Raw genomic sequence first — 24178 nt, forward strand, 5'->3', positions numbered from 1 at the left:
TGACCCGGGGCAGTAGTTTCTTACTGCCCGCAGGAAGGAGAACCCGATCCGATGCTCGTTGCCGTCGACCATGTGCTGCTCGCCGCGCCGCCCGGGAGTGAGGACGAGCTGCGGAGGTACTACGCAGGGGTCCTGGGGATGACCGAGATCGCCAAGCCGCCCGCGCTCGCCGCCCGGGGCGGGTGCTGGTTCCAGGCCGGGGCGGTCCAGCTGCATCTGGGGATCGAGGCGGACTTCCGGCCCGCGAAGAAGGCCCACCCGGGGTTGCGGGTCGCCGGGATCGAGGCGTACGCCGCCCGCGTGGAGGAGCGCGGCGCGCAGGTCGTGTGGGACGACGGGCTGCCGGGCCACCAGCGCTTCTACTCCGAGGACCCGGTGGGCAACCGGCTCGAGTTCCTGGAGCCGATCGCCCGCTGAACGGCCGGCGCGTCCGTCCACCCGGCCGGGTGGACGGACGCGCCGGCACGGCATGCGGCGTGCGCAGCCCGGTCGGCGGTGCCGGGCGCCACGCCCCACGAGGACACCTCGGTCAGGGGCGGGGCACGGCGCTCCGGAATCGTTGAACTCGGATGCCACCGCATACCTCTTTTAGGATTCCGGGGTGGATCCACCCGCTGTCAACCCCGGGGGTACAAGTGCGCCAGTCCGTCGTCGTCTTCGTGCACGGGCTGTTCTCGTCGCCGGACACCTGGGCTCCGCTGACGGGCGTACTCGGCGCGATCCCCGAGGTCGCGGACGAATTCGACTTCCTCTTCTTCACCTACGCCACGCGTCCCGTGACCTGGAACCCGCTGCGCCGGATGCCGGACCTCGACACCGTGGCCGACCACCTGCGCGGCCACATCGACGACTTCACCGGCGACTACGAGCGGGTGGTCCTGGTCACGCACAGCCAGGGCGGCCTGATCGCGCAGCGGTACCTGTCGCGCATGCTGCTGGCCGGCCGGGGCAGGGAACTCGCCCGGATCCGGCGGCTGGTGATGCTGGCTTGCCCCAACAACGGCTCCGACCTGTTCCTGCTGGCCCGCAGGGGCCTGATGCCGCTGACCCGCAACCGCCAGGAGCGCGAGCTCAAACCGCTGCAGACCTCGGTCCTGGAGACGCAGCGCAGGGTCATCGACGGCATCGTCCGCGCGCCGGACATCTCCGCCGACCGGTGCCCGATCCCCATCGTCGCCTACGCCGGTGAGAGCGACAACGTGGTGGTGCCCGCCTCGGCGGCCGGGTTCTTCCCGGAGACCGGTGTGCTGCCCGGTGACCACTTCTCCGTCATCAGGCCAGCGGGACCCGACAGCCGGATCGTGCACGCCGTGCGCAGGGAGCTGGCACGCGCCCTGGCGGAGCCCTTCCCGGCCGAACCGCAGCCCGAGGCCGACATTCCGCACCGCCGCAGGCCGCCGACCGCGCCCTCCGACGTCCTGACCGAGCGGGAGGTCGTCGGCCCGATCAGCATCCCCACCGGCGGCCGGGACGGGCACGCCACCCAGTTCTTCCTGCACGGCGGGCCGGTGGAGCAGCTCAAGAACGTGGACGTGGTGGTCTCCTCCGAGAACACCTACCTCCAGCTGTCGCAGTTCTTCAAGCCGTCCACATCCGGCAGTCTGCGGTGGGCCGCCGCGGAGAAGAGCGAGGGAGGACAGATCCTGCAGGACGTGGCCGGCGACCACCTCGCCGACTGGCTGCGAGCGCAGGGGAGTTACGGCTTACCGGTGCGCGAGGGAACCGTCGCGCCGACACCGTCGGGTGCTCTCCTGCGGCGGAACGTTCAGCGGATCTACCACGCGGCGATCGCCACCCCGGTGTCGGGGACGAACAACTACCGCGTCTCCTCCCAGGCCATTCCGCGGGCGGTCCACAACACCTTCGACCTGGCCAGACGGGAACGCCAGGAGCTCGGCCTCCCCCTGTCGTCCATCTGCTTCCCGCTCTTCGGCGCGGGGCGCGGCGAGATGAGCGTGCTGGCGAGCTTCGAGCTGATCTGGGTGCCGCTGATGAACGAGCTGGCCGACGACCCGAGTTGGAGCATCCATTTCGCAACGCGCCGCCGTGCGATCTTCGATCTGCTGCTCAGCCGGCTGCAGGCGAAGAAGCGTGCCCACGAGCAGGCAGGCCAGGAGCCGGTATGACCTTGCCGGAGACGTCCGTTGCTCCTGCCGACGCCGGTACCTCCGGTACGTCCGGCCCTCCGGGCACCGCCATGGACGTCTGCACCGACCACCTCAGCGAGCCTCGTCTGCGCGAGCGGATCGGCTCGGCGCTCACGTCGGACCGCTGCTCCTTCTGCGGCCGCACCAGCCGGTCCCTCCCGATAGCGGCGGACCTGCGGGTGCTCGCGTCGGTCGTGATGGAGGCCGTGCAGGAGCGGTACGAGCGGAGATCCCCGTTCCTGAGGGGGCTTCCCAGCGCCACGGTGGTGGAGGAGGTCTGCTCGGGTGCCATGGAACCCGCGGTCCTACGGGCGGTCCTCGGCCTCGTCGGCACCGGCATGTGGCAGCGGCGGGGGGAGCACAACCGGAGTGCGGGACCTGTCCTGGAACCGTGGTCGGCCTTCCGGGACCGGATCCGGGACGAGCGGCGGTACACCGTGTTGTCGGACTCCGTCGCGACCACCGTCCTGGACACGGTGTCGGCGGTGATCGAGAAGCTGGAGCTGGTCCGTACGCTGCCGGCCGGCCACCAGGTGTGGCGCGGCCGGATGCAGACGGACACCTCGGCGCCGGGCTTCGTCGCCGCGACCATCGGATCGGCGCCCCGCGACAAGGCCGCCGCCAACCGGATGAGCCCAGCGGGAGTCCCGGTCTTCTACGGGTCCGCGGACATCACCACGACCGTCGCGGAGATCTCGGCGCACGACCCCCGGCCCTACGCGGCGGTGGCCGCGTTCGAGTTGATCCGCCCGGTATCGGTGATCGACCTGTCCGGTGAGCTGTCCCCGCCGAGCCTGTTCGATCCTGAGCACCACGCGCTGCTGGGGCCGGTGGAGTTCATCCGCGCCTTCTCCGCGGACATGAGCAGACCCGTGCGCCTCGACGGGCGCGACCACTCCGCGTACGTCCCCACCCAGGTCCTCACCGAGTACTTCCGCTGGCTGTCCCCGCTCCAGGTGGAGGGCATCGTCTTCCGCTCGGCGCAGAACGACGGCGTCAACTACGCGTTGTTCACCGGCCCTGAGGGATGCGTCGACGCCGACGCGGTCGGCAGCACCGCGATGCTGCGGCTCCAGCCGGACACCGAACTGGTCGTCCGGCGGATCGGCGGCCCGAGGTACTGACGCCCGCGCCCACCGCGGGGCGTCATGCCTGCGCGGGCCGTTCCGGCTCCCAGCCGGGGGCCGGGGCCTCGTCGAGCAGCGGGCGGAGGGCGCCGAGCACCGCGCCGACGCATACGTCACGCAACTGGGTGCGGGTGCAGGTCTCGTGGGCGAGCCAGTCGACACAGAGGACCTGGACGAAGACCAGCCAGCTCTTCAGGACGCCGGACACCGCCTCACGGGCGCCCTCGTCGGCGAGCGGGAGGACGCCGAGCAGCCGCTCGCGGAGCGCGTCCAGCTCGTTCGCCATGATCGTCTGGATCACGGGGTCGCCCGCGAGGACCCGGTTGGCTGCCAGGACGGCGTTGCGGTTGGCGGTGAAGTAGTCGAGGTGGACGTCCATGCCCTGGACGAGCTGCTCCACCAGGGAGTCGGCCGGATCGAGCCGCGTCTCGGCGAGCAGCCGGTCGGCCGCCTCCTGGTAGACCGCGGCGAACAGCGCGTGCTTGCTGGGGAAGTGGCGGTAGAGCAGGGCGCGGGAGACTCCGGCCTCCTCCGCGACCTCCTCCATCAGCACGTCGGCGTACGGGCGGGCCGCGAACAGCCGGGCTCCCACCCCGAGGAGCTGGGCGTGGCGGTCGGCGGGGGTGAGCCGCTTGCGGGGAGGCACCCCACCAGCCTAGTTGACATCCGTCTACTAGCGCACCCACCCTGATAGACACGTGTCAACTAAGCCGCCAGCGACGCCCGGAGGAATCATGGCCAGGACTCTGCGCACCCTCACTCTGCTGATGGGCTGGGCCTGCGTGGTGATCGGCGCCTACCACGTGCTGCTGGGCAACGCGGCCATCCCCGGCGCCGGTTCGGCCGGCACGACGATCGACAGCTGGGGCCGCTTCATGGGCGCGAGCTTCACCGGCTACGGGCTGGCGTGGCTGTGGGCCGCGCGACAGCGGCCCGTCCCGGCTCGGGCGGTGCGCTGGCTGGCCGGCGTCTTCCTGCTGGGCGGCGCGGGACGGCTGCTCTCGCTCGCCGAGCACGGCCGGCCGCAGTGGTTCCAGATGGCGCTGACCGCGATCGAACTCACCCTGCCCCCGGTCTTCTTCTGGCTGGCCGGTGCGCAGGCGCGAGCGGAGCGAGCCGACGCGGCATACAGGGGCGCCGTCACGCGGCACGCCGGGCGCCGGACGGCACCGTGACCGACGCGTGTGCGGGTTCCCGACCCCCCCGTACCAGCGTGTGATCGGCACATGATCGGCTGGCGAGTCGGGAACCCTGCCGGCAGACCGGCGGGCGGACGTGGAGCCGCCCCGTCCCTCTCACCTCCGGGTGCGGTGCCAGGTGGGAGGTGACGTGCCGCCGGTGCCTTGAGCAGGATGTCAGGCGACCCGCGCCGCCGTGTTGGCACTGCGTCGACACCCTCTTGTCTTTGCGTCCACTGCATATGAGCCGGGGACGACCACTGGCGGCCCGCCGAGAACCAGCCGCTGGGAAAGAATGTGCGGACAGAGCGGACAGAGCGGGGAGCGAGGGGTGGAGCGTGCGAGGGGATGAGGGTGTGCCGGCGAGGGAGCGCTTCGAGCACTGGCGGGAACTGCTCGGGAAGAGCCGGGCCAGCGAGGTGACCAGCGCCCATGCCGACGACTTCCAGGTGGAGGCACGGCACCTGGAGTTGGGGTCGGCGACTCTGCTCAAAACCTCCTTCCCGTCGGCGCGGTTCCGTCGCACAGCCGGCATGGCGCGGCGGTCGGATCCAGGTGTCTACCACCTGACACTGCTTCTGGGCGGGGCGATGGCACTGACCCACGGGACAGGGCCTGCGAAGATGTTCCGGCCGGGTGATCTGCATATCGTCGACAGCGCACAGCCGTTCGACCTGCGCGCGTTCGGCGCCGGTGGCGCCGGCCGGGGCGGACCGGGGGTCGAAGCGGTGGGGGTCGACCTCCCGGCGTCGATGCTGTCCCTGCCCGAACACCGGCTCCGCGGCATCCTGGGCCGCGGGTTCTCGGGGCGGGAAGGCATGGGCGCCGTACTGTCGGAATTCCTCGTCAGCCTGGATCGGCAGGCTGCGGCCCTCGGGCTCGACGAGGCGGCTCGACTGGGCACGGTCGTGGCCGACCTGGTGACCGCCTGGCTGACCCGTGAACTCGACTGCGAGGCCGCAGCGCCGGACCACGCCCGGCAGCGGGCCACGATGGAAAGCATCCGGGCGTTCATCCGGCGGAATCTGCACGACCCCGACCTGTCGCCACCGGTGATCGCCGCCGCGCACCACCTCTCGGTCAGCTACCTGCACCGTCTCTTCGCCCAGCAGTCGCATGGCGAGACGGTCGCCGCCTGGATCCGCGCGCAACGCCTGGAACGGGCACGCCGCGACCTCGCGGACCCCGCGCTGCGCACGATGCCGATCCACATGGTCGCCGTGCGCTGGGGCATCCCCAGCGCTTCGGACTTCAGCCGGTCCTTCCGCGCCGCGTACGGCCTCTCGCCGAGAGAGCACCGGAACTGTGCCCCAGCCGCGCGCGCGGCCCCGTAGCGGCGCCACGCCCGTACGAGGTCCCCGTGCCCCCAGCGCGCGGTGAGCGGCAGATCGCCGGTCACCCCACAGCGCCCCGTTCCCGCGGCGCGCTCGGCCGATCCCCCTCCGAGGGCGCGGTCGGCGGGGAGGCGGGAGCTGGACAGATATACCGGCGGCCGATATATATAGGCGGCATGAGTCAGCTCAAGGGTGCGCGAAAGCCCCTACAGGAACCGACGGTTATGCTCCTCATCGCTCTCGCCGACGAGCCCCGGCACGGCTACGCGCTGATCCAGGAGGTCGCGCAGATCTCCGACGGCAGGGTCAAGCTGCGGGCGGGAACCCTGTACGGCGCATTGGACCGCCTGCTGCAGCAGGGTGTCGTCTGCGTGGAGCGCGAGGAGGTCGTGGACGGTCGCGCGCGACGGGTCTACGCGCTCACCGAGCAGGGACGCGAGGAACTGTCCGCCGAAGCCGCTCGCCTGCGGGCGGTCGCCCTTGAGGCGGAGCGCCGGATGACCGCGAAGGGGCTTCCCGGGGTGCGGGTCGCGGGGGTGACGGCATGACGGCGCGGGCGATAGAGCTGGCGCTGCGCGCCTATCCGACGGGCTACCGGGAGCTGCACGGTGCCGAGTTGGCGGCCACCGCCGACCAGGTGGGCGAGGCCGAGGGCGGGCTGGCCGTCCTGCAGGAAGCCTCGGCCCTCGCCGCGCACGGACTGCGCGTACGCCTGCGGATCAGCCCGGACCGCCCACTGGGCAGAGCCCTGAACCGGGGTGCGCCGCTGGCGGTCGCGGTCGACACAGCTGTACGCCTGGGCATCCTGGTCACGCTGCTGCGGACCCTGACCCCGATGCTCTCCTGGGAGCAGTTGCAGCAGCAGTTCGCACTCTGGCCGGCGATCACCGCCATCGGCCTGTCCCTGCTCGCACTGACCGGCCTGGCGCTCGGGCGCTGGCAATTGGCCCGGCTCCTGTCGGTCGCCGCCTGCGGGGTCGCCGCCGTCGCAGCGGTGCTGACCCAGCTCTACGCCGACTCCCACGGCGGCGGGTCGGACCTGTGGGCCTCGAACTTCGTGCCCCTGGCGGGCACCGTGCTCTCCACGCTGCTTCTCCTCGCGGCACCGCTGAGCCTGGAGGTCACCAACGGCCGGAGGGCGGGCGCCATCGTTCTCCTTGCCGTGGGCACACTGGCACTGGAGACCCTGCTCTTCGACCAGGCACGGTTCATCCTGACGGCCGTTCTCCTGCTCGGCGTGGCCCTGCTCTCCAGCAGCAGCTACCGCCGCAACGCAGTCGTCGTGGTGCTGGCACTGCTGCCCGCCACCCTGTATCCGCTGTACGACTTCGCCCAAGGCGCAGGGATCCACGGGCCGCAGTTCCAGGTGGGCATGGCCGCCGCGCTCGCGGTCGCCGGCGCCGGACTGCTCAGGACACGTCGCCGCACCGCCGGAACCGCCGGCTGACCGGCCACCGCCGCAGCGCGACGCAGGAAGGGCTCCACCGCAGACGGTGGAGCCCTTCCTACGCGGCGTGGCTCCGACGGTGTTTTACGGGTGCCCTGCGGACTGGTCGGGCGGGCGCAGGCAGCAAAAGACGTGGCGCCGATCACGGCTCTGACCAGGTATTTCTGTGCTGGCGTGCGTTGGCTGCCGACGGGGGTTTACGGGCGTCCTGCGGACTGTCTGCGGACTGGCCGATCGAGGGCGAGGCGGACGTTCGACGGAGGACGATCAGTAGTGGTAGCGGGCGGCGAGGATGATGACCTCTTCGTCCGTGACGAGGTAGACGAGGCGGTGCTCGTCATCGATCCGCCGCGACCAGGCGCCGGCCAGGTGATACTTCAGCGGCTCGGGCTTGCCGATTCCCGTGAAGGGATCACGCTTGACGTCCTCGATGAGCTTGTTGATCCGGGCGAGCATCTTGCGGTCGTTCTTGAGCCAGGACGTGTAGTCCTCCCAGCCCTGGTCCTCGAACACGAGCCTCACGCAGCGCCCTGCCCCGCATCCGCCGCGTCAGGGTCGATCAACTCACGCTCGGAGAGATTGATGCGACCGAGAGCGTTCTCGTAGGCCTTGAGGAGGCGGCGGGCATTCGCAGGCGAGCGCAGAAGGTAAGAGCCCTCACGCAGGGCAGCGTAGTCCTCAGCGGAGACGAGCACGGCATTCCCGTGCTTGGAGACGATCTCGATGGCCTCGTGATCGTCGTTGACCTTCTTGATGAGCGGGAACAGATCCTTGCGGGCCTCGCTCGCGGTGATGGACATGACAGGAACCCCTTCGCCGAGTGGTACTGAATAACGTACCACTCTCGGGGTCAGCCGAGCAGAGGGAACGGATTGGACAGCACCGCAGAGAATCCAGTACCGAGTCAGCACGCGAACGACTGGGCGTTCTGTCCGGGGAGGTTGTGAGGCAGCTGCCGAGCGCCGGCCAGGGCGACGTCATTCAGAGTGCGCATGCCACGCCTCGGTCGTGACCCCATGGACATTCACCCAGCGATCCCTTCACTCAGCGCGCGCCCCGGTATCGGCCACGGCGCCAGGCGAATCTGAAATTTTGCGGACCGCTGCGGACTGCAAGGCAGCACAAATCGCTTCCCCGCAGGTCAGGGCACCCATAGGTACTCGATCACACGTTGAAGCGGAACGTATCCGCGCCGAACCTGACCTGCGACGGAGCGCCGATCATGGCTCTGACCAGGTATTTCGAGGTTGGATAGCGTTGGTCCCCGACGGGGGTTTACGGGCATCGTGCGGACTGTCTGCGGACCGGCCAGGCACACCGAAACGCGGCAGATGCGGCGCCACGACCATAGCCCTCGTCACGAAGACTTCACCCGCCGAGCCCTGCTGAACTGGACCGAGAACCCCGGACCGATCCCTAGGCTCTGCGTCACCCAGAGGAGTCGGAGTCACCGCCACCGACCGCACCACCCAGCACACGCTGAAGCCTGCGCGCTTCATCGGCCAGGCGCAGAGTGACGGTCTCGCTGCCGTACCCCTCACTCGTGAGATGGTCGGCGAGTGTCTCCAAGAGGCTGACGGCGGAGCGCACCCGCGCCCCAACGCTTTCGCCATCCCCCGCGTGTGCGAGTTCCCGCCCGTGCAGTGCCGACAAGGCAAGTCTCGTGTCCTCACGCACGCTCCCCGGCAGTCCTGATCGCGCGACGTGGCGAAGCAAGCGCCGTATTACACGGTCGACCTCCTCGAAGAGGAGGACACGGCGGTCGACGGTGAACCCTGCGTCCGTCACGGTGACGTTACGAAGGAAGCTGGTGTGTGTGCCGCTCGATACGAATGCCGGCACGGCCAAGTCAGCCACCGATGCTCCTGCCATCGCGCCCTCCCCGCAGTTCAACGCAGGCTGGAAGCAGGGGTGAACGTGCAGATCGTCCTCGTACAGCTGGACAGGTAACGACGTGGAACCTGCGTACACGATGCCGTCACCACGCCTCACGCCGAGGAACCCGATGGCGAAGAGGGCCGCCACCACAGCGTGCGGGGTGAGGTGCTCTGTGTAGTCGGAGTACGCCTCGTGCAGATCTGCATGGATCGCGGCGAAGCGTGCGCCGAATGCCTCCCGGGGTATCCGGTGGTCGCCGTTCTCAAACAGGGCGAAAACTTGGCGAAGAAACGGGAATCCGACGTTGTACTCCCTGGCAAGGTCCTCCAGCTTCCATTGGGAGAAGCGCTTGGTCGCGGCTAGGACGTCGGACTCGCGCACCGTGGCGTGACCGCGTTCCCAGGCGACGTCACGGCAGAGGGTGAGGAACTGGATGGCGTCGCGCGGACGGGGCAGGCTGTGACGTTCGAGATAGTCAGCGGTCGGCTCTCCGCGGATGGCGGTGGGGAAGACATCACCCCACAGCTGCTCGTGGGTGAGCTGTCGCCCTAGAGAGAGGGACGCGCGGGCGAGCGCCAAGTCGCGCAGGGCCTGTGAGGTCCAGGCGATATGCATCTCCTCGCCGCGGAACTTGTCACCATCGGCGAAGTTGAGGGTGTCATAGATGTCGGAGCGGATGAACAGAACGCAGCGCACGGACGTTTCATAGATCCTTGCGAGGTGCTTGGATGCCAGGAGCAACCCTGTGACGAGTGCATGACTGTCGGGGTCCGCCTGCCACACCAGCTCCAGCTGGTCGACAAGGATGAGCAGAGGCGGGTGCCCAGCGATATCACAATCCAGCGCGCCTTGAGCTGCCCGGACGCCAGCTTCGAGCGCCTCGAGCTGACGCATCGCATGGGCGCCCTCCGAGCCGGGCCCCGCTGTGCCATGGCCGGTCTGCACGCCGGCCTCAAACCCGAACATCTTCAGAGACAGCGTCGCCGACTGCAGACGACTCGTGCCACGCATGAGCTGGTCCGTGAGGCGCGCTTCGTGCTCCTCGCCGTTCGTCCGCAGGAACTCGCGCAGCGCACGGACAGGCGCGGGCTGGCGCAACGACCGGCTGTGCCGTGCCCGGGCATGCTCAACGACGTAACGAGCGGCCTGTACGGCGAACAGATAACGCCAGATCAGCGACTTGGCGGTGTCCGACGTGATGCCTTGCAGGTCGAACCGGCGAATCTCATCGCCCGCGGCACTGTCCGGCATGATCTCGGCTGTTGGACCTGGGTACAGGCCTCCGTTGGCGAGTTGTGCGCAGATAGCGCTCTTACCCGAGCCCTTTCGGCCGATGACCAGCGACTTGCGCCCGTGGAGTGCCGCTTCATAGGCGAGGGTACGTTGGAACCCCTGCCGCAACAGGCCGTCGGCGAAATCGTGCTCGGCGTCGTCGCGCCCGAAGAAGAGATCACGCACCGGCTGGTGCAGTTGATCCATGTTGTCCACGGCTCCTCCTGTGTCGCTGGCGCCCAGGGGGGTGCCTCAGCAGGCCTAGCGGGTACGGATTCGAGTCAACAGCAGCCTCAGATTAGCCGTTCAGGATCCGGGCGACGGGGGCGTACACATAATGAGCAAGACGGACACGAGACTCATGTGATGCCGGGTGAAAAGCCTCGGCGACGGACGACACATCCAAGCCGGGGGCTGAAGTGGGCGAGTACGACGACCAGGAGACGCCGCTAGGTGACGTCACAGGAGCGTTACGGCGGTTGGACAGTGATGTCGATGCCTTGGGGATGCGGGTCGAGACGGTGCAGAGCAACGTCACTGCGCTACGGGGCGAGCTGCGGACCATGGCCTCCGAACTCGGTAACGTTTCGCACACCATCGACCGGGTCGAGGACTCAGTAGGCCAACTTGGCCGAAACCTAGCGGAGTTTACCGATAGGTACGCCAGGGACCAGGTCCGAGCACGCGCCGAGGCAGAGCTGGCCCGACTGACGACTGAGTGGCACGCACGGTTCGAACAGCGCAGGCAGACCCGCGCCCTAGCCCACGGACTTGTCCACGCGCTGACCAAAGACGCTCTAGAGAAAGGGATGGTGGACAAAGACCTAGTGGCCGCATGCGCCCAGGAACGCATGCTCATGGACCGCGGCTTCTGGCTGGGTCCGGCCGTGGTAGCTCTCGCGGCCCGCCACCTCGACAAGGCGCCCCAGATGCACCGCGCCCGGGCTCAGGCATACTCCATCGACCAAGCCCGTGCCAACCTCTTCTTCACCTTGACCTGTACCCGGCTGGGCGAGCAAGACGAAGCCGCCCGATGGATGGACCGCTATCTGCAGTCTCTCGATCCCTACGCCCTGGATGAGGACTTCCACGTCGTGCTCGACGCCGTCGCTTGCAATGAGCTGGGAACAGAAGCACATGCGTACACCCGGCATGCGATGCGCCAGTGGCTGAGTCGTCTCGATTTGGCACAGGCAGCCACGCTCGAGACCCAAGTCGCGCGTCACATGCGCGACTTGAGTAAGGAGCTGCCAGCCAAGGCATATCAGGAGCTAAGCAGCGTATGCGCCGATGACTGGAGTGTCCTACGTAGCGGCTGGGAGTTGGCGACCATACCGAAGGCCACGCTCGCCCATCTCCGCCGCGCTTTTCCCGGGGACCTCGATGGCGGTCCGGCAGGACATGCCGACAGTGCTCTCGACGCACTCATTGACCGACATGACGCTGACGAGGCAGAGCTCGCGTCACGCATCCGATACCTCGAACTCGTCGTTGAGCGCAACGGCGATGAGGAGGCAGCGCACCAGGACCACACTGCCCAGCGGAACGCCGCAAAACCGGTGAACCTCCGGACACTGCTGGTGAACGCGGTTTTCGTGCCGGACGCCGTGCGCCTGGGAGAAGAGGCACGCTTGTTGGCACTCCGCGCGGTGTGGCCTCACGTGCTAAATACGTCCAATTCCTATGCGCAACGCTCCGCGTCCTTGCTCCCCTTGCAGATCGATGTCGCCTGGGGCGAGTGGAATCGTCCTCTGGCCGCCGACCCGGCCGTGACCTTGCCAGAACAGCAACTAGTCAGCGAAGTGGTGGGGTTGCTAGAACACCGCACCCGCCAAAAGATCGAGTCCGTCCAGCTCAATCGATTCCGGTTCGTCGCCGACGCTGTGGTGGCTGTTGCAGGCACGATCGTGGCGTTCATCGCGCCACAGGGACCGCTGCGGGTCACCGCTGCCATCCTCGGAATCGGCGCCGTCATTCTCGCGATCCACGAGTGGCGGCGAGTTCCCGCGCGCAAGCAGGAACTCAGCCGTGAAGGTCGGGACAGCGCCCTGACCGCCGCAACCGTCCTAAGTGGGGCGCTGACCCAGCGCGTCACCTTCTTCACGGCCTGGCGTGCGAACCTCGAAGCCGTTCCCCAGTTGGCAGCCTGGGCGAATCAGGCGTGGCGCAGTGAGGCGGGCGCGATAGAAGAAGCCGTTTGGAAAGGACACGGCACCAAGAGGGAGAACGAATAGTGACGCAGCCACGCGAGGGCCGCCGTTTTGTCGGTCTGGGCGACCGCTTCGAACTGGTCGACCACATCGGTAGTGGCGGATTCGGAGATGTATGGCGCGCGCGTGACCAAGTACTCAGCCGCGAAGTAGCCCTAAAATTCCTGGCCCTGGACCGGCTGGCCGGATCGCGGCCTAGTTCAGAGCGCATCTCGCAGATACGCGACCGGTTCTCACGCGAGAGCCTGATTGCCGCCAAAGTCGACAGCCCCTACGTAGCCAGAATTTACGACTGTTACATGGTGGACGACAATCCGTTCCTCGTCATGGAGTACGTGGACGGTGAGCCGTTGAGCGCTCATGTAGGCGTCACCCCTCTGCCCCTGGCGCGTACTTGTCGTTGGACCAGTCAGATTGCCCAGGGCCTCGCAACTGCTCACGACCAGAACGTCGTCCACCGTGACATCAAACCCGGCAATGTACTCATTCGGGAGGCGGACAGCGACGTACGCATCGTCGACTTCGGCCTATCCCGCTTCGTCGATGCTACTGAGACACGCAGCGCGGCTGGCACACCTCTGTACATGTCACCGGAGCGGTGCCGCGCCGAGCCTGGTGACGAACGTAGTGATCTGTACTCACTTGGGTGCGTGATGTACGAGATGGTCACCGGATGGCCCCCCTTCGGCGACGCCCGCGCCGATCCAGTCGCGCTCGCCCAGGCTCACCAGAACAAGGCCCCCGCACCGCCCCAGGCGCAGGTATCAGGAGTGCCGCCGGCACTCGAAAGACTGATCATGGCGCTACTCGCCAAGGATCCCCGACAGCGGCCCCACAACGCGCGCGCGGTCGTCCACTCGATCAAAGAGCTCGAACGGGATCTCGATGCCTCCGGAGCGGAACGGCGTGCTGACGGACCTGCAGCGAACCCAGGCGCACCCGCCTCCGACAGCGGCTTCGCGGATCAACTGACCTCCGCCGAACTCACCGTACGGCGCCTCATCCGGAAGCACGGCCCGGACCATACTCTGGTGGTCACGGCACGCATGGAGCTGGCCGACCTGACTGGTCACAGCGGCGACGTACGCGGAGCCGCCGTGCTGTACGACCGGCTCGGTCGAGACTGCAGCTCCTGGTTCGGTCCGGCACATAGCCGAACGTTGGACGCCTTTGAAGGGATGGCTCGGTGGGTCAGTGCCCGAAGCGAGGAAAACCGGTAGAGGATCCCCGTGACGAGCAGGTGTGCAAATATTGGGCAGGTTTGCGCCTTGGCTGCGCGCAGCAGACACCAGGCATTGTCCGCACCAGCGGCCAAACGCATATACAGTGTGCATTTGTGTGCGGTGCCCAAGGAGTTCCGCGCATCGAGCCTCCTGAGCAGGCATTTCGCGCTTACTGGCGTTGGCCTCCGACGGCCATTTTCGACTGTCCCGCGGACTGTTTGCGGACTGGCAGGGCCAGCTCAGAAGCTAGGCGAGCACGCCGATGACGACCCGCACGAAATCTCGACTACGCCCCACCGACGCCGCGTAACAACGAGTGTCCGAGATCACGGGGAACTTCAGGTGGCCCGCAGGCGCAAAGTGAGCCGGTCGTCAGTGAGGGTGGCGTCAAAATCGATGCCACTGTCGATGATCGTGAGGACATCGAGATACGCGTCAGCCGGGATGATAGCGACGGTGTCTTGGTTTACGTCGGCGGTCAGGGACGATGGCTGAGGGCCGGCGGCGAACCGCAACTGGGCGGGGAGGCCGTCGGCGACTGTTACCCCGGTGGTAGTGACACGCAAGGAGGTATGTCTGGCGTCGAGCAGGCTGCCAATCATGCTGGGGCGACGGTTGCGGACGTATTCCAGCAGGTCGTTGATCTCATAGGAGGTGGCGGAAAATTCCCGGCGCCAGCCGTCAATGTGAAGGTCGGTCAGCCAGGCGCGCAATTCGTCGACGCCGATGTTCCGATCGTTAGCCGAGTGGCCGATCTGGTGGGCGAGGCGGCGGGAGGTGACGCCAGCGTTTAGCAGGGCCAAGGCCTGTGCGGTGTCGACGCCGTGGCGAAGGTGCCAGCCGACGGTGGCGGGCAGCCTGATCTCGGCCCGGGCTTGTTCCAGGCGGGTGTTGATGAGATTGGTCAGCGCACCGAGCGTCCAGGCAAGATAGTGTTCGAAGGTGACGCTGATGTTGCTAACCGTCTGTTCCAAAGCCCATTCGCGAGACAGGTCTGGCAGCCAGGCGTCGGCGAGGTCAGGGATGGTCGTGCCACCGGTCCATCCGGTGATCGCCGCGGCGATGTCTACGTGGTGGCGAGTGCTGGTGGCGGTCCGCTTCTCGGTAAAAGTCCACGCCTCCTTGGCTTCCGGGAAAGTCAACAGAACCTCGTACACGCCGTATTGGGCGAAGAAGTCCAGTGTGCGCTGGAGTGGCCAATCGTCGGGAAACATGCCAGCCAGAACCTCCGCCCAGATGCCCTCATAAGCCGGCGCGGTGGCGGCGGGGTCTCGCAGGAGGGCTTGGGTGAGGGCTTCGGCGATCGAATCCAGGGTGCGGGCTGTACCGATGCTGGTGCCCGGATTGGTCCAGCGCCGCCGGGCGGCCGGTTCGATGGCCTCGTACTGTTCGGCGACCTTTGCTGCCAGATGCAGCCAGCGGTCTTTGAGATCGGGTGGCAGCTGCCGCATGGCCAGCAGCCGCTCGACGGCGGCCATCGGCTCGATGGCCGTGAGGGTAGGAACGCGGGAGAGCGCGTCTAGGGTGAACCACACGTAGGAGGCGAAGTTCGCAGCGTGGTTCTCCGCAAGCTTGAAGATGGCATCGGCAGTGTCGGCAATCAGCTGTTCGGCGGCGGCGAGGTCGGTCAGGGCGTCGTCGGTGCCGAGCGCGGACAGCACCTGCAGGCGGTCCGCACTAGGTTCGAGCAGGGCAAAGTCCGGGGAGTGCGGGTCGCGGTGGCGAGTGAGCAGGATCCAGCCTTCGCTTTCACGTCCGGCCCGACCGGCACGGCCAACGGCGTTGAGTAGTTGCGCTGGTCCCATTTGCGGCTGGCCGGACCAGGTACGTGGCAGACCGTCATCGACCTCACTGTTGATGATGACGGAGCGCACCGGCAGATTGACGCCGTCGGTGAGGGTGCTGGTACAGCACAGTGCTTTGAGCTGGTCACTGCGCAGGGCGTCTTCGACGGCGTGCAGGACTTCGGCGGGCAGTTGGGCGTGGTGGTAGGCGACACCGTGTCGGGCGCAGTCCACGATCGGGTGATCGGCGCCGAGAGTGTCGGCGAGGAAGTCGGCCAGCGGGGCCGCAGGCGGAAATTCGGGCAGGAGGGTGGCGATGGCCTGGGCGGTGTTGCGCGTGGCAACACGGGAGGTGCAGACCACCAAGACACTGCCGGAGCGGGAAAGGTGGGCAGCCCCAAACGCGAACAGGGCGTAGTTCGTCACTGATGAGGCCTGCTTGCCGGTGGTGTCACCCGGGAACTTCTCACGGTAGATCCGCTGGCCAAGCGGCTGGTCACGCCGAGTGGCCATATGAAAGGTCTTGCCGGTCGAGGTCGGGCGGACGCTGATACGCAGGCCCATCGGCAGGACTGCCTCGGTGTTGCGGGTCCGGTTCGCGCGCGGCGGAAGTTCGGTCCGGGTGAGCTGGGCAGTGAACCTTATCGGGCTCAGTAGGCCGTGCAACCGACGGGGCCCGCGCCACTGTGAGGTGAACACGACGTCCTCGGCAGGCTGGCTGGGATCGAGCCAGCCTGCGAGCTCAGCGTGGTTGCCGACTGCGGCAGACAGCAGTACCAGTCGAGGTGGGCTCGGATGAGCCTGGCAGAAAGCCAGCAGTCCTTCGAGAAGGAAGCCGCGCTCGGTGTGCTGCATGTGATGAGCTTCGTCGACCACAATCAGGCCCACCTCCTCCAGCGCCGCATTCGCGTCCTGCCGCAGGGCGTGCATCAGCCGCTCGGGGGTGAGGATCTCCACGTCTGCGTTGCTGGCTGCGGCCTGGGCGCCGAGCGCGGGGAAGTCGGGCTGGTCGTCGCCGAGTTTACGGCCCAGCACCCGTAGCCGGGAGCGAAGGGCCTGGCGCATCTCCCGGCCCAGGCTGCGCAGCGGAGAGACATACAGCACCCGACCGGCGCCAGCAGCCAGATGGGCGCAGATGATTAGCTGCGCCATGAGCGTTTTGCCGGCGCTGGTCGGCACGCTGATCAGCAGCCGGGAGGTGGCCGGGTCCAGCGGGCGGGACTGCCGGAGCAGTTCCCGCTGCGGTGGCCACAGCGTCATCACGGGAGGGTCGGACAGGGCGAAAGCGTGGGCGAGTGCTGGCGGGGTATCGGGAGGCAGCAGCCGTTGGAGACTGCCCTCGGCCAGGTCGTCCAGGAGTTCCAGCAGATGGGCAGCGACCCAGCGGGCGGAGCGGTCCGCCAGGCCAGCGCCGCCGGTGACCACGTCGGACAGATGGGCCCGGGCGGTCTCCAATGCTTCGGGGTCGGCACGAGTAAGAAACAGCGTCAGGTTGTGAACCGCCTCAATGACTGCCTGCGCCGGGCCGTACATGCTCTCTCGTAGATCGGTTACGCCGGCCAGTCGCTGCAGGTCGGCCAACTGCCGTCGCCACACGCGCACCACCCGGGTCAGCCTGCGTCGCTGCAAGCCCAAGAATGCCACCCCGGCCTCAACGGCGAGCGTGTCCAGGTGAGAGGCCAAGGACTCCTCGGTGACGAGGAGTGGGTCGACCTGTCGGAAGACCGCGGCAGCGTTCGGGTCCTGCTCGCATCGCCGGTAGCCCACCTGGGCGCCGAACGCCAGTGACAGACGGCGGGCTCGAACCTCATCGGGATCGTGCGGAGGGCCCGTGGTTTCCGTTTCCGTCGTCTCCGCCAGGTCTTCGTCTTCGCCGGTCCGGTCGTCCTCGTTCCCTTCGGTGGTGTCGAGACGGTTGCGGCTGTCGTCCAGAGCGAGTTCAAGGATGTGGGCACTGACGGCGAAGGCGTGTCGGCGCCGGACTGGGTCATACAGGTCGGTGCCCTCAAGTGCGGCAGCGATGCCGTGTAGGTACCAGGCAGTCCCTAGCAGTTGGTCCGGGACACCAGCCTCGGCCCTGATAGCACTGACCTCAACCTCTGCAATCAGTGCGGCGAGTTCATCTGGGGACGGCAGCACGCCGGCCTCGTGCACACCGAGCGCGATCGCAAGGATTTCGGGGTTTATAGTGCGGTCCACACCAGTTCCTGAACTTGCCGGGCGAAATCGGGGAAATCATCGATAGCCACGATCAGGCCTTCGAGTTGACCATCGTGCCGTAGGTGCGGAATGCGCTCGTGAGACGTTGTGAAGGCGCGCTGTTTGGGAGCCGCGGACGCGTTGGTGGCCACGCTCACCCCAGCACCGCTGCTGGGATGCCCCTCCAGCCACAGATCGGCCAGCTCGCTGACAAATGTACCGACGTCGCCAGAGACTTCCCGGTCTGCCCAGGCGATCTGTGAGATCACGTAGTTGATGCCGCTCTCCGATAGTTGATCCCAGGCACCGCGGACCGTGTCGGTGACCGAATCATCCTTCCCGGTGTATTTCTTCATTTCCCAAAGTCGGAAGAGGAGTTCCGGTCCGGTGCCTGAACGTGAGCGGTAGATCACCAGACCGTCTCCGCCGGAGTCGTTGACGTTGTCCTTGGGTGGAGTCAGGTACTCCCGTGCCCGTGCGGCCGTATCCGGGCTCTCCAACGCCAGTAGATACCAGAGCCATTCGCCTACATGACCAGGTACTCCGTGATGCGGCTTGGCCGCCGGATCGGTCTGTGGCTTGAATACCGGTTCCGCAAAAGCTGTCACCAACTGCCGAAGCTGCCCATTCAACGGAGCACCGCCCAGTGTGGCCGTCCTCCAGGAGTCGAATGCGTGTGTCACCTTGCCGCACCGCTGCCGCATCAACGCCTCAGCGATGATCCATGCCACCGCCCCGCGCTCGGAGTCCGTATGCCCACCGATAGACACTAGCTCCCAAGGGCATCGCTGGCCGATTCCCCGGCTGGTCCGAGTCACAAACGCCGACACACGCCTTCCCCGGGCTGCCGCGAACTGCTCCGCTACCACTGCCGGAACCCGGCCTCGTGAAGCGGGAACGGCTATCGACATGCGTACGCTCCGCTTCCACCCGTCACCGGCGAGCCCCCGTGTCGAACAACATCTGGCCGTCCAAGCTTAATGCGGGAACCTTCCCCTTCGCCCGGAATCTCCATACTCACCGGGTTACCGCCCCTACCTCCCGACGAGGTAGAGGCGAGACCTCAACCTTCCACCGCCGGATCCGGTACGCAGGAGTGGAGGATGGCGGTGCGGGCCGCCCATGCCAGGGCACTTTGGGCGCGGAGGGAGAGGCCGAGGCGGTTCCAGTGGAAGATCACGTGGTAGCTGAGGACTTGGCGCAATCCCCGGTCCAGCGATCCAAGTTGTACTGCCTCTGCGAGTGAGCGGCCCGCTTGGTGGAAGGCAGCCACCCACTCGGTAACCCGGGTCAAGGGGCCGCCCGGGTTCAGCAGGGAGTTGGTGTCGGCCAGGAGCAGGAGCCGGATCTCCGCTGCTCTCGCATCCAGGGTTTCGCGGGGGATGTCCGTGATGCTGGAGCGGTGTTCGGCGGTGATGACGTGGTGCCAGACGTCGCCCTGTTCGTACCATTCGAGGCCGGCGGCGCGCATCAGGGTCGTGCACAGGAGGACGGACAGCTCGCGGGAGCCGAGGGGTAGGGCCTCGCGGAAGGGCAGTTGCTGGATCTCGCGGCTGTCGGCGACGAACAGCGCGTGGGCGCCCGTCATGCTCGCGGGGCCGCCGAAGGCGGCCGTCTCCGGTTCGTAGATGCCCGGCCACCATCGGTGAATGTGGCCTTCGGTGACGAGGTGGTCGAGGGCGTCTCCGATGGGCGTCATGGTTTCGGACCGGGGGTGGCGGTGGAGGCGCAGGCGCCAGCAAGGGTGTTTCCGGGTGTACCACCAGCCGTCGAGGGTGCCGTCAGCTTCTCCTGCTCGTAGCAGCGGCAGTACGTGGGTAGTGAAGGTGCGGTCGGCGTTCGCCCAGTCGGTGAAGTGGATATAGGCGTGCCACCACTCGTGCTGTGCCGCATGGTCGGTGAGGGCTTCGCGGCCTGCTTGTTGAAAGGCCCGCAGGGCGTCGGAGAGGTTCACCGGGTCCATCCCAGCCTCCGCGGCGGCTTCGGCGAGCGGGCGGCCGGAGAGCACGGCGAGGACGGTGCGTTCGGTCGTGCCCGGTTCGGGCTGGATCAGTTGATCAGGAGACATGCGTCCCATCCGGTGCTCGGGGGCTGCTGGGTGGCGAGAGTGGACAGGGCGAGCGCGGTACCTGCGGCGCCGTTCAGCAACCCGGGCGCCGCTGTGGGCTCGTACCGGGTGTGGCCGAGGAGAGCGTCCCCCAGCGTGGGAAGTAGTCCGCGCAGGCGGGGGTCGCTGGCGTCTGCGGCGGCGCGAGCGGCGATCTGGTAGATGCCCGCCCAGCCGTGGCACAGGCCGGTGTCCGTGATTTTGGCCAGTTGCGCGGGGTCGCTCAGGGCGAGGTACAGGGCGTCTTCGTAAAGCGCTTGGAGGTCGGTGTCGCGCAGTGCGATGCCGGCGAGTTGGCCCGCCCGCGCGATACCGGGGGTTCCGTAGCACCAGCTCGGCCTCGCGGCGTGGGGGCGGTGCGGGTGGCGCTGTTCGAGGTCTCGGCGGGAGAGGTGTTCGGGCCACCATGGGCCGGTCTCGGTGTCCCGGCGCCAGGTGTCGAGGTGCTCGCAGATGGTCCGGATCGCATCTCGGTGGCCGTTGACTTCGATGCCGTGTCGTAGCGCCTGGGCGAGCAGGAGGAGTGGGCCGGTGATGCCGTGGGCGGCTCCGAGGTTGGCGTGGCCGCCGGGGAAGCGTGGGGAGTGGCCTCGTCGCGGATCGTGCGCGACCCACCAGCCGGGCAGGCCGCCAGCGCCCGGCGCGAGTGGGCGTGTCAGCGCGACGAGGTAGCGGAGGATGCGGTCGAGGGCTACGTCTTCGGGGCTGGTGCGCAGCAGGTAGGCGCCAATGCCGGTCAGGCCGTAGAAGAGGTCGTACTCAGCGAAGGTCGGCAGGTCGCCACGGTGGATGCGGGCCCGGGCGGCGTCGATACGGCGGTGGGCGAGCGTCAGGATGTGCTGGTGCACGGTGTGCCGGGCTTGGCCGTAGAGGTGGTCGAACTCGGGCGGTGGGGTGCTGAGGAGGAAGCCGATGGCCGGTACGCCGAGGAAGAGGCCGGTGGTGTCGGCGGCGCTGACCTGGCCGGAGACTGCGGCGCTGATCCAGCGGTGGGCGGTGCTCCAGGGCTGTGCGTGGCTGCGTGCGGCCTCGATGTGGAGCAGGGCGGTGCCGGCTACGCCGTCGGCGAGGGACTGTACGGCCCAGGGCTCGGCCGGGTGAGGGGGCGCGGGCTCAGTCAAGTGGCGGGCGACGTGGAGCACCGTCTCGGCGGCGCTGGTGGTAACCGCGGTCATCGGACTGCCTTCTGCTGGCGCAGGGCCGCCGTGCGAGCGAGGCGGAGGGTGACGGCCTCGGCGGTGGGGTCTACGACCAGCGCACGGACGTGGTGCTGGTGTAGCAGCGACCGGGCGGCCCGGAGCGGATCGGCGCCCGCCAGGCGGAGTCGGTAGGCGTCGAGGGCGGCGGCGCGGGCCTTCCAAGCCTGGGTGACGGCGTCATCCTCGGGCAGTACGCCCAAGGCGGCCCGGCCGCCAGGGGCGGTGAGGTCGAGTACCTGTTCGCGTAGGTGGGGGTCCAGGCGGCCGGTGACCTGCGGCAACCGCTGGATGAGCCAGTCCGTGCCTTCCGCCTCGGAGGGGGCGAGGTGCTGGACAAGGTCGAGGGCGCTGGCGGCTGCGAGGGCCTGCGGGGTGACGGTGTCGTTCTGGCCGGTGAACCGAATCTGTGCGACGGCGGCGGCGGAGTCGGCGGCGAAGACCTGATGTGCGGCGTCCATCGCGTCGCCGTGCCCGAACCGGCCGGTCTGCGGCCGATAGTCGGCCAGCGTCAGGCCAGCTGCAAGGCCAGTGCGGTGGAGAGTGCCGGTCCAGTCGTGGACGCACTCGGCCGCCACAGCGTAGGTGCCGGGCGCCAGGTGGAACACGAGGTCGAGATACTGGTCGGCGTCCGGCCGGGCGGTCTCACGGTGGCGGGTGAACCACCACAGCGAGGCGGTATCGCCGAGCGCGGCGAGCAGGGTGGGAAGGTGCTGGGTCAGGATCTCGTCGTAGCGGGCGGGGTGGGCGTGCAGGCGTGCGTACAGCACGTTGCCGGCGCCGGACAGGTGAAGTCGCGGCGGCTCGGCGCCATACGCGAGTGAACCGTGAGGGCCGTCCTCGGCGGTCGGGGCCGGCCCGGTGCGGTGGAGGGCGATCCATACTTCGTGGGCGCGGCCGATCCACCCGTGTGCGTCGGCGGCGGGCGCCTCGCGTAATTCCAGGCGCCGGTTCTGGTCGAGCTGGGTTCGCAGCAGGCGGCGGTGGACCGGATGTCTCAGGTCCACCGGGAGGCGCTGGTCGTGCTCGATCATGCTCACCGCGTCGGGCACGCGCAGCCGGGTACGCCAGGTGTCGAACGCCCCATCCCACGAATCCTGCTCGGAAGCGCGGCCGGGCAGCTCGTCGGCGGTGAGCAGCCAGCGTGCGGGGGCCAGGATGGTGCGGCGGTAGCGCACGCGGGGCAGGTAGGGCAGGTGGGCTGCGGCTCCGAAGTCGAACGGTTTGTAGGCGGCGTAGCGGGCGCCGGCGACCTCGGCGAGGAATCGGGCCGGCGCCGGAGTCTGTGTGGCGGCTTCCAGAGCGTGTAGGACTCGCACGTCCACGCGGTGCCCGGTGGAGCGCCGGATTAGGTAGAAGTGGCGGGCGTCGGCGGTGACGGCGATGTCGTCGAGGTCGATTGTCTTGCCGTCGGCGGCCGGGTGCTCGCCTACGGCGATGACGTGGGGCAGCAGGCGGGGTGTGCGGGTGACGTTCTCGGTGCGGCGTTTGCGGGGCGGGAAGCTGAGTTGGGCGGTGAGCGCGTCGGGGTCGGTGTGGTAGCCGTCAGCCAGGACTTCATGGTGGTCGGGCGCCAGCAGGTGGGCGAACCGGCCGGCCATGCTGCTGCCCGGCCGGGGCACGGCGGTGATCGCCACCTGGAAGGCGCCGCGGGTAAGGGCCGTGGTGGAGGGTGCGTGGATCTCGAAGGCGGCTTCGACGCGAGGGACGAAGTGCGGCTCGGTGGCGGCGGCGTCCGCGAGAGTGTCGATCACCTTGTCGGTGAGGACGAGTTCGCTTCCGCCGTCCATCAGGGCGTCTTGCAGCAGCGCGAGCAGGACCTGGTCTCGATCGGTGAGGAGCTTGGGCGGGCGACCGCGTTCCGAGCCGAGGTATCCGGCCGGCAGCCCGAGCCCGCTGTCGGAGATCAGCTCCATGACGGGCACGTGCGCGCCGACGCCGTACCGGGCGCGGAAGCGGCGGTGGTAGTCGCGCCAGTGCTGGTAGCCGTAGGGCTGCGAGGTGGTCCGGTACAGCGCCGTGACGGCGGCCTGCACCTCATCCAGCACGGCCGCGGGTATCTGCGCCTCGCAGTCGAGCCCGGTGTCGATGATCAAGGGCGTCGGAGTCGCCGGGGAGATCACGCACATCTTCGGGAAGAGGCGGTCCAGCACGGCGGTGGCCGAGGCCGGCTGGTGGGCGGCGATCTCGTCGCGTACGTCGAACAGCGCGGTGACCAGGTCGTGGAGATCGGGGATGGTGTCCGCGTCGTGCCGTTCCAGCTCGGCGCACAGGTGGCCGAAGGCGTCCATGGTGGTCATCGGCGCCCACAGACTCGACAGGAGGATCTGCTGGCCGACCAGGTCGCGCAGGAGCCGGTCGATCTGGCCGACTGTGGCCTGCGGGAAGAGCGTGTGCAGGTGGGAGCGCAGGTCGTCGTAGGTGATCGGCTCGCGGGCGGCGGCCACTGCTGCGGCCACCGGCCGGGCGTTGTGGACGGATATCTCGATCGGGGCCATGAGCTGGGCGTAGGCGTCGGCCGGGGCTCCGACGGCGACGAGGCGGTTACCGCGCTCGCGGGCGGTGTTGTTGGCCACCAGCGGCAAACGACGCAGCAGTTCCGGGCTGGAGTGGAGGCGTCCGATGATGTCGGCGACCCATTCGGCGTCGGCACGCAGCAGCACATGATGCCTCTCGCGCCACTGAATACGAGCGGTGTCCCCGACGGCCACCGCGGCGGTGCCGGCGAACAGGCCGAGAGGGGTGGAGCGGTTCTGCCACCGCAGCAGGTAGGAGATCGTGGACAGCGCCGTACGCCGTACCTGCCGGGGACGAGTCTCCTGTCCGCCGGCTACGGCTTCGACGGCTGCCGAGAGCACGGGGGTTGCCGCGCGCAGGGCGTCGCGGAACGCCTCCTGCTGCCAAATGCGGTCCAGCCACATGCGGGTTTCTGCCGCGTCGTCCAGGTCGAGCATGCGGGGCAGGTCAGCGACGCCGGGGCTGGTGCTGGCTCGCAGTAACGCGGGTCCCTGCCACCGGTAAGTGACGGCCGCTCGGGGGGCCATGAGGTGTTCCCTTCCGGTACGGGCGCGCGGGC

Annotated in this window: 18 protein-coding genes; 9 read left to right on the top strand and 9 right to left on the bottom strand. The window is 68.2% G+C overall.

The features are described from left to right. Positions 1–51 precede the first annotated feature (51 nt). From NFU81_RS16005 to NFU81_RS16015, 3 genes are all read left to right on the top strand, one after another. Positions 52–417, top strand: coding sequence for a VOC family protein (locus NFU81_RS16005; protein WP_251490140.1), 366 nt, complete (start codon positions 52–54; stop codon positions 415–417). A 218-nt stretch (positions 418–635) separates the two neighbouring features. After that, on the top strand, positions 636–2126 hold the full coding sequence (locus NFU81_RS16010; RefSeq protein ID WP_251490141.1) for an alpha/beta fold hydrolase: 1491 nt from the start codon (positions 636–638) through the stop codon (positions 2124–2126). Continuing rightward, on the top strand, positions 2123–3271 hold the full coding sequence (locus NFU81_RS16015) for an RES family NAD+ phosphorylase (protein WP_251490142.1): 1149 nt from the start codon (positions 2123–2125) through the stop codon (positions 3269–3271). Before NFU81_RS16010 ends, NFU81_RS16015 begins: the two co-directional genes overlap by 4 nt. A gap of 22 nt (positions 3272–3293) precedes the next feature. Here the strand turns inward: NFU81_RS16015 and NFU81_RS16020 are convergent, their stop codons facing one another. Next, positions 3294–3920, bottom strand: a complete 627-nt coding sequence (locus tag NFU81_RS16020) for a TetR/AcrR family transcriptional regulator (RefSeq protein WP_251490143.1) — start codon at positions 3918–3920, stop codon at positions 3294–3296. A gap of 88 nt (positions 3921–4008) precedes the next feature. Between NFU81_RS16020 and NFU81_RS16025 the strand changes: the two genes are divergently transcribed. The 4 genes from NFU81_RS16025 to NFU81_RS16040 all read left to right on the top strand — a co-directional run bounded on the left by NFU81_RS16025 (position 4009) and on the right by NFU81_RS16040 (position 7233). Further along, the gene (locus NFU81_RS16025) at positions 4009–4449 is read left to right on the top strand and encodes a DUF4345 domain-containing protein (protein ID WP_251490144.1); all 441 of its coding nucleotides are present in this window, start codon (positions 4009–4011) and stop codon (positions 4447–4449) included. Between the two features lie 359 nt (positions 4450–4808). After that, complete coding sequence (locus tag NFU81_RS16030) at positions 4809–5786, top strand: AraC family transcriptional regulator (RefSeq protein ID WP_251490145.1); 978 nt, start codon at positions 4809–4811, stop codon at positions 5784–5786. 224 nt (positions 5787–6010) lie between these two features. Then, entirely contained in the window at positions 6011–6334 is a 324-nt protein-coding gene (locus tag NFU81_RS16035; RefSeq protein WP_251490146.1) for a PadR family transcriptional regulator, read from the top strand. Beyond that, on the top strand, positions 6331–7233 hold the full coding sequence (locus tag NFU81_RS16040; protein ID WP_251490147.1) for a hypothetical protein: 903 nt from the start codon (positions 6331–6333) through the stop codon (positions 7231–7233). The genes NFU81_RS16035 and NFU81_RS16040 overlap by 4 nt, the downstream gene beginning before the upstream one ends. Positions 7234–7500: 267 nt before the next feature. Here the strand turns inward: NFU81_RS16040 and NFU81_RS16045 are convergent, their stop codons facing one another. The 3 genes from NFU81_RS16045 to NFU81_RS16055 all read right to left on the bottom strand — a co-directional run bounded on the left by NFU81_RS16045 (position 7501) and on the right by NFU81_RS16055 (position 10590). After that, positions 7501–7755 carry a Txe/YoeB family addiction module toxin gene (locus NFU81_RS16045; protein ID WP_251490148.1) on the bottom strand — a complete coding sequence of 85 codons (255 nt, stop codon included), beginning with the start codon at positions 7753–7755 and terminating at the stop codon, positions 7501–7503. Beyond that, the gene (locus NFU81_RS16050) at positions 7752–8033 is read right to left on the bottom strand and encodes a type II toxin-antitoxin system Phd/YefM family antitoxin (protein ID WP_251490149.1); all 282 of its coding nucleotides are present in this window, start codon (positions 8031–8033) and stop codon (positions 7752–7754) included. Before NFU81_RS16050 ends, NFU81_RS16045 begins: the two co-directional genes overlap by 4 nt. A gap of 628 nt (positions 8034–8661) precedes the next feature. Further along, complete coding sequence (locus tag NFU81_RS16055; protein ID WP_251490247.1) at positions 8662–10590, bottom strand: P-loop ATPase, Sll1717 family; 1929 nt, start codon at positions 10588–10590, stop codon at positions 8662–8664. Between the two features lie 272 nt (positions 10591–10862). Here NFU81_RS16055 and NFU81_RS16060 point away from each other — a divergent pair, with 272 nt between their 5' ends. Together NFU81_RS16060 and NFU81_RS16065 are read left to right on the top strand one after the other, a co-directional pair. After that, positions 10863–12617: a hypothetical protein gene (locus NFU81_RS16060; protein WP_251490150.1), complete on the top strand. Its 1755-nt coding sequence runs from the start codon at positions 10863–10865 to the stop codon at positions 12615–12617. Next, on the top strand, positions 12617–13813 hold the full coding sequence (locus tag NFU81_RS16065; protein ID WP_251490151.1) for a serine/threonine-protein kinase: 1197 nt from the start codon (positions 12617–12619) through the stop codon (positions 13811–13813). The genes NFU81_RS16060 and NFU81_RS16065 overlap by 1 nt, the downstream gene beginning before the upstream one ends. 341 nt (positions 13814–14154) lie before the next feature. Here the strand turns inward: NFU81_RS16065 and NFU81_RS16070 are convergent, their stop codons facing one another. The 5 genes from NFU81_RS16070 to NFU81_RS16090 all read right to left on the bottom strand — a co-directional run bounded on the left by NFU81_RS16070 (position 14155) and on the right by NFU81_RS16090 (position 24146). Beyond that, complete coding sequence (locus NFU81_RS16070) at positions 14155–17799, bottom strand: DEAD/DEAH box helicase (RefSeq protein ID WP_251490152.1); 3645 nt, start codon at positions 17797–17799, stop codon at positions 14155–14157. Continuing rightward, positions 17784–18530, bottom strand: coding sequence for a hypothetical protein (locus NFU81_RS16075; RefSeq protein ID WP_251490153.1), 747 nt, complete (start codon positions 18528–18530; stop codon positions 17784–17786). The genes NFU81_RS16070 and NFU81_RS16075 overlap by 16 nt, the downstream gene beginning before the upstream one ends. A 332-nt stretch (positions 18531–18862) precedes the next feature. Further along, entirely contained in the window at positions 18863–19876 is a 1014-nt protein-coding gene (locus NFU81_RS16080; protein ID WP_308208292.1) for a thiopeptide-type bacteriocin biosynthesis protein, read from the bottom strand. Continuing rightward, on the bottom strand, positions 19849–21081 hold the full coding sequence (locus NFU81_RS16085; protein WP_251490155.1) for a lanthionine synthetase C family protein: 1233 nt from the start codon (positions 21079–21081) through the stop codon (positions 19849–19851). Before NFU81_RS16085 ends, NFU81_RS16080 begins: the two co-directional genes overlap by 28 nt. Further along, complete coding sequence (locus tag NFU81_RS16090; RefSeq protein ID WP_251490156.1) at positions 21078–24146, bottom strand: lantibiotic dehydratase; 3069 nt, start codon at positions 24144–24146, stop codon at positions 21078–21080. Before NFU81_RS16090 ends, NFU81_RS16085 begins: the two co-directional genes overlap by 4 nt. Between the last annotated feature and the right edge of the window lie 32 nt (positions 24147–24178).

The organism is Actinacidiphila cocklensis (assembly GCF_907177275.1).
GTDB classification, from domain to species: domain Bacteria; phylum Actinomycetota; class Actinomycetes; order Streptomycetales; family Streptomycetaceae; genus Actinacidiphila; species Actinacidiphila cocklensis.

Coding starts and splice junctions, on each gene's coding strand:
- NFU81_RS16005 (WP_251490140.1), top strand. CDS start 52: ATGCTCGTTGCCGTCGACCATGTGCTGCTCGCCGCGCCGCCCGGGAGT.
- NFU81_RS16015 (WP_251490142.1), top strand. CDS start 2,123: ATGACCTTGCCGGAGACGTCCGTTGCTCCTGCCGACGCCGGTACCTCC.
- NFU81_RS16025 (WP_251490144.1), top strand. CDS start 4,009: ATGGCCAGGACTCTGCGCACCCTCACTCTGCTGATGGGCTGGGCCTGC.
- NFU81_RS16035 (WP_251490146.1), top strand. CDS start 6,011: ATGCTCCTCATCGCTCTCGCCGACGAGCCCCGGCACGGCTACGCGCTG.
- NFU81_RS16040 (WP_251490147.1), top strand. CDS start 6,331: ATGACGGCGCGGGCGATAGAGCTGGCGCTGCGCGCCTATCCGACGGGC.
- NFU81_RS16050 (WP_251490149.1), bottom strand. CDS start 8,033: ATGTCCATCACCGCGAGCGAGGCCCGCAAGGATCTGTTCCCGCTCATC.
- NFU81_RS16055 (WP_251490247.1), bottom strand. CDS start 10,590: ATGGATCAACTGCACCAGCCGGTGCGTGATCTCTTCTTCGGGCGCGAC.
- NFU81_RS16080 (WP_308208292.1), bottom strand. CDS start 19,876: ATGGGACGCATGTCTCCTGATCAACTGATCCAGCCCGAACCGGGCACG.
- NFU81_RS16085 (WP_251490155.1), bottom strand. CDS start 21,081: ATGACCGCGGTTACCACCAGCGCCGCCGAGACGGTGCTCCACGTCGCC.
- NFU81_RS16090 (WP_251490156.1), bottom strand. CDS start 24,146: ATGGCCCCCCGAGCGGCCGTCACTTACCGGTGGCAGGGACCCGCGTTA.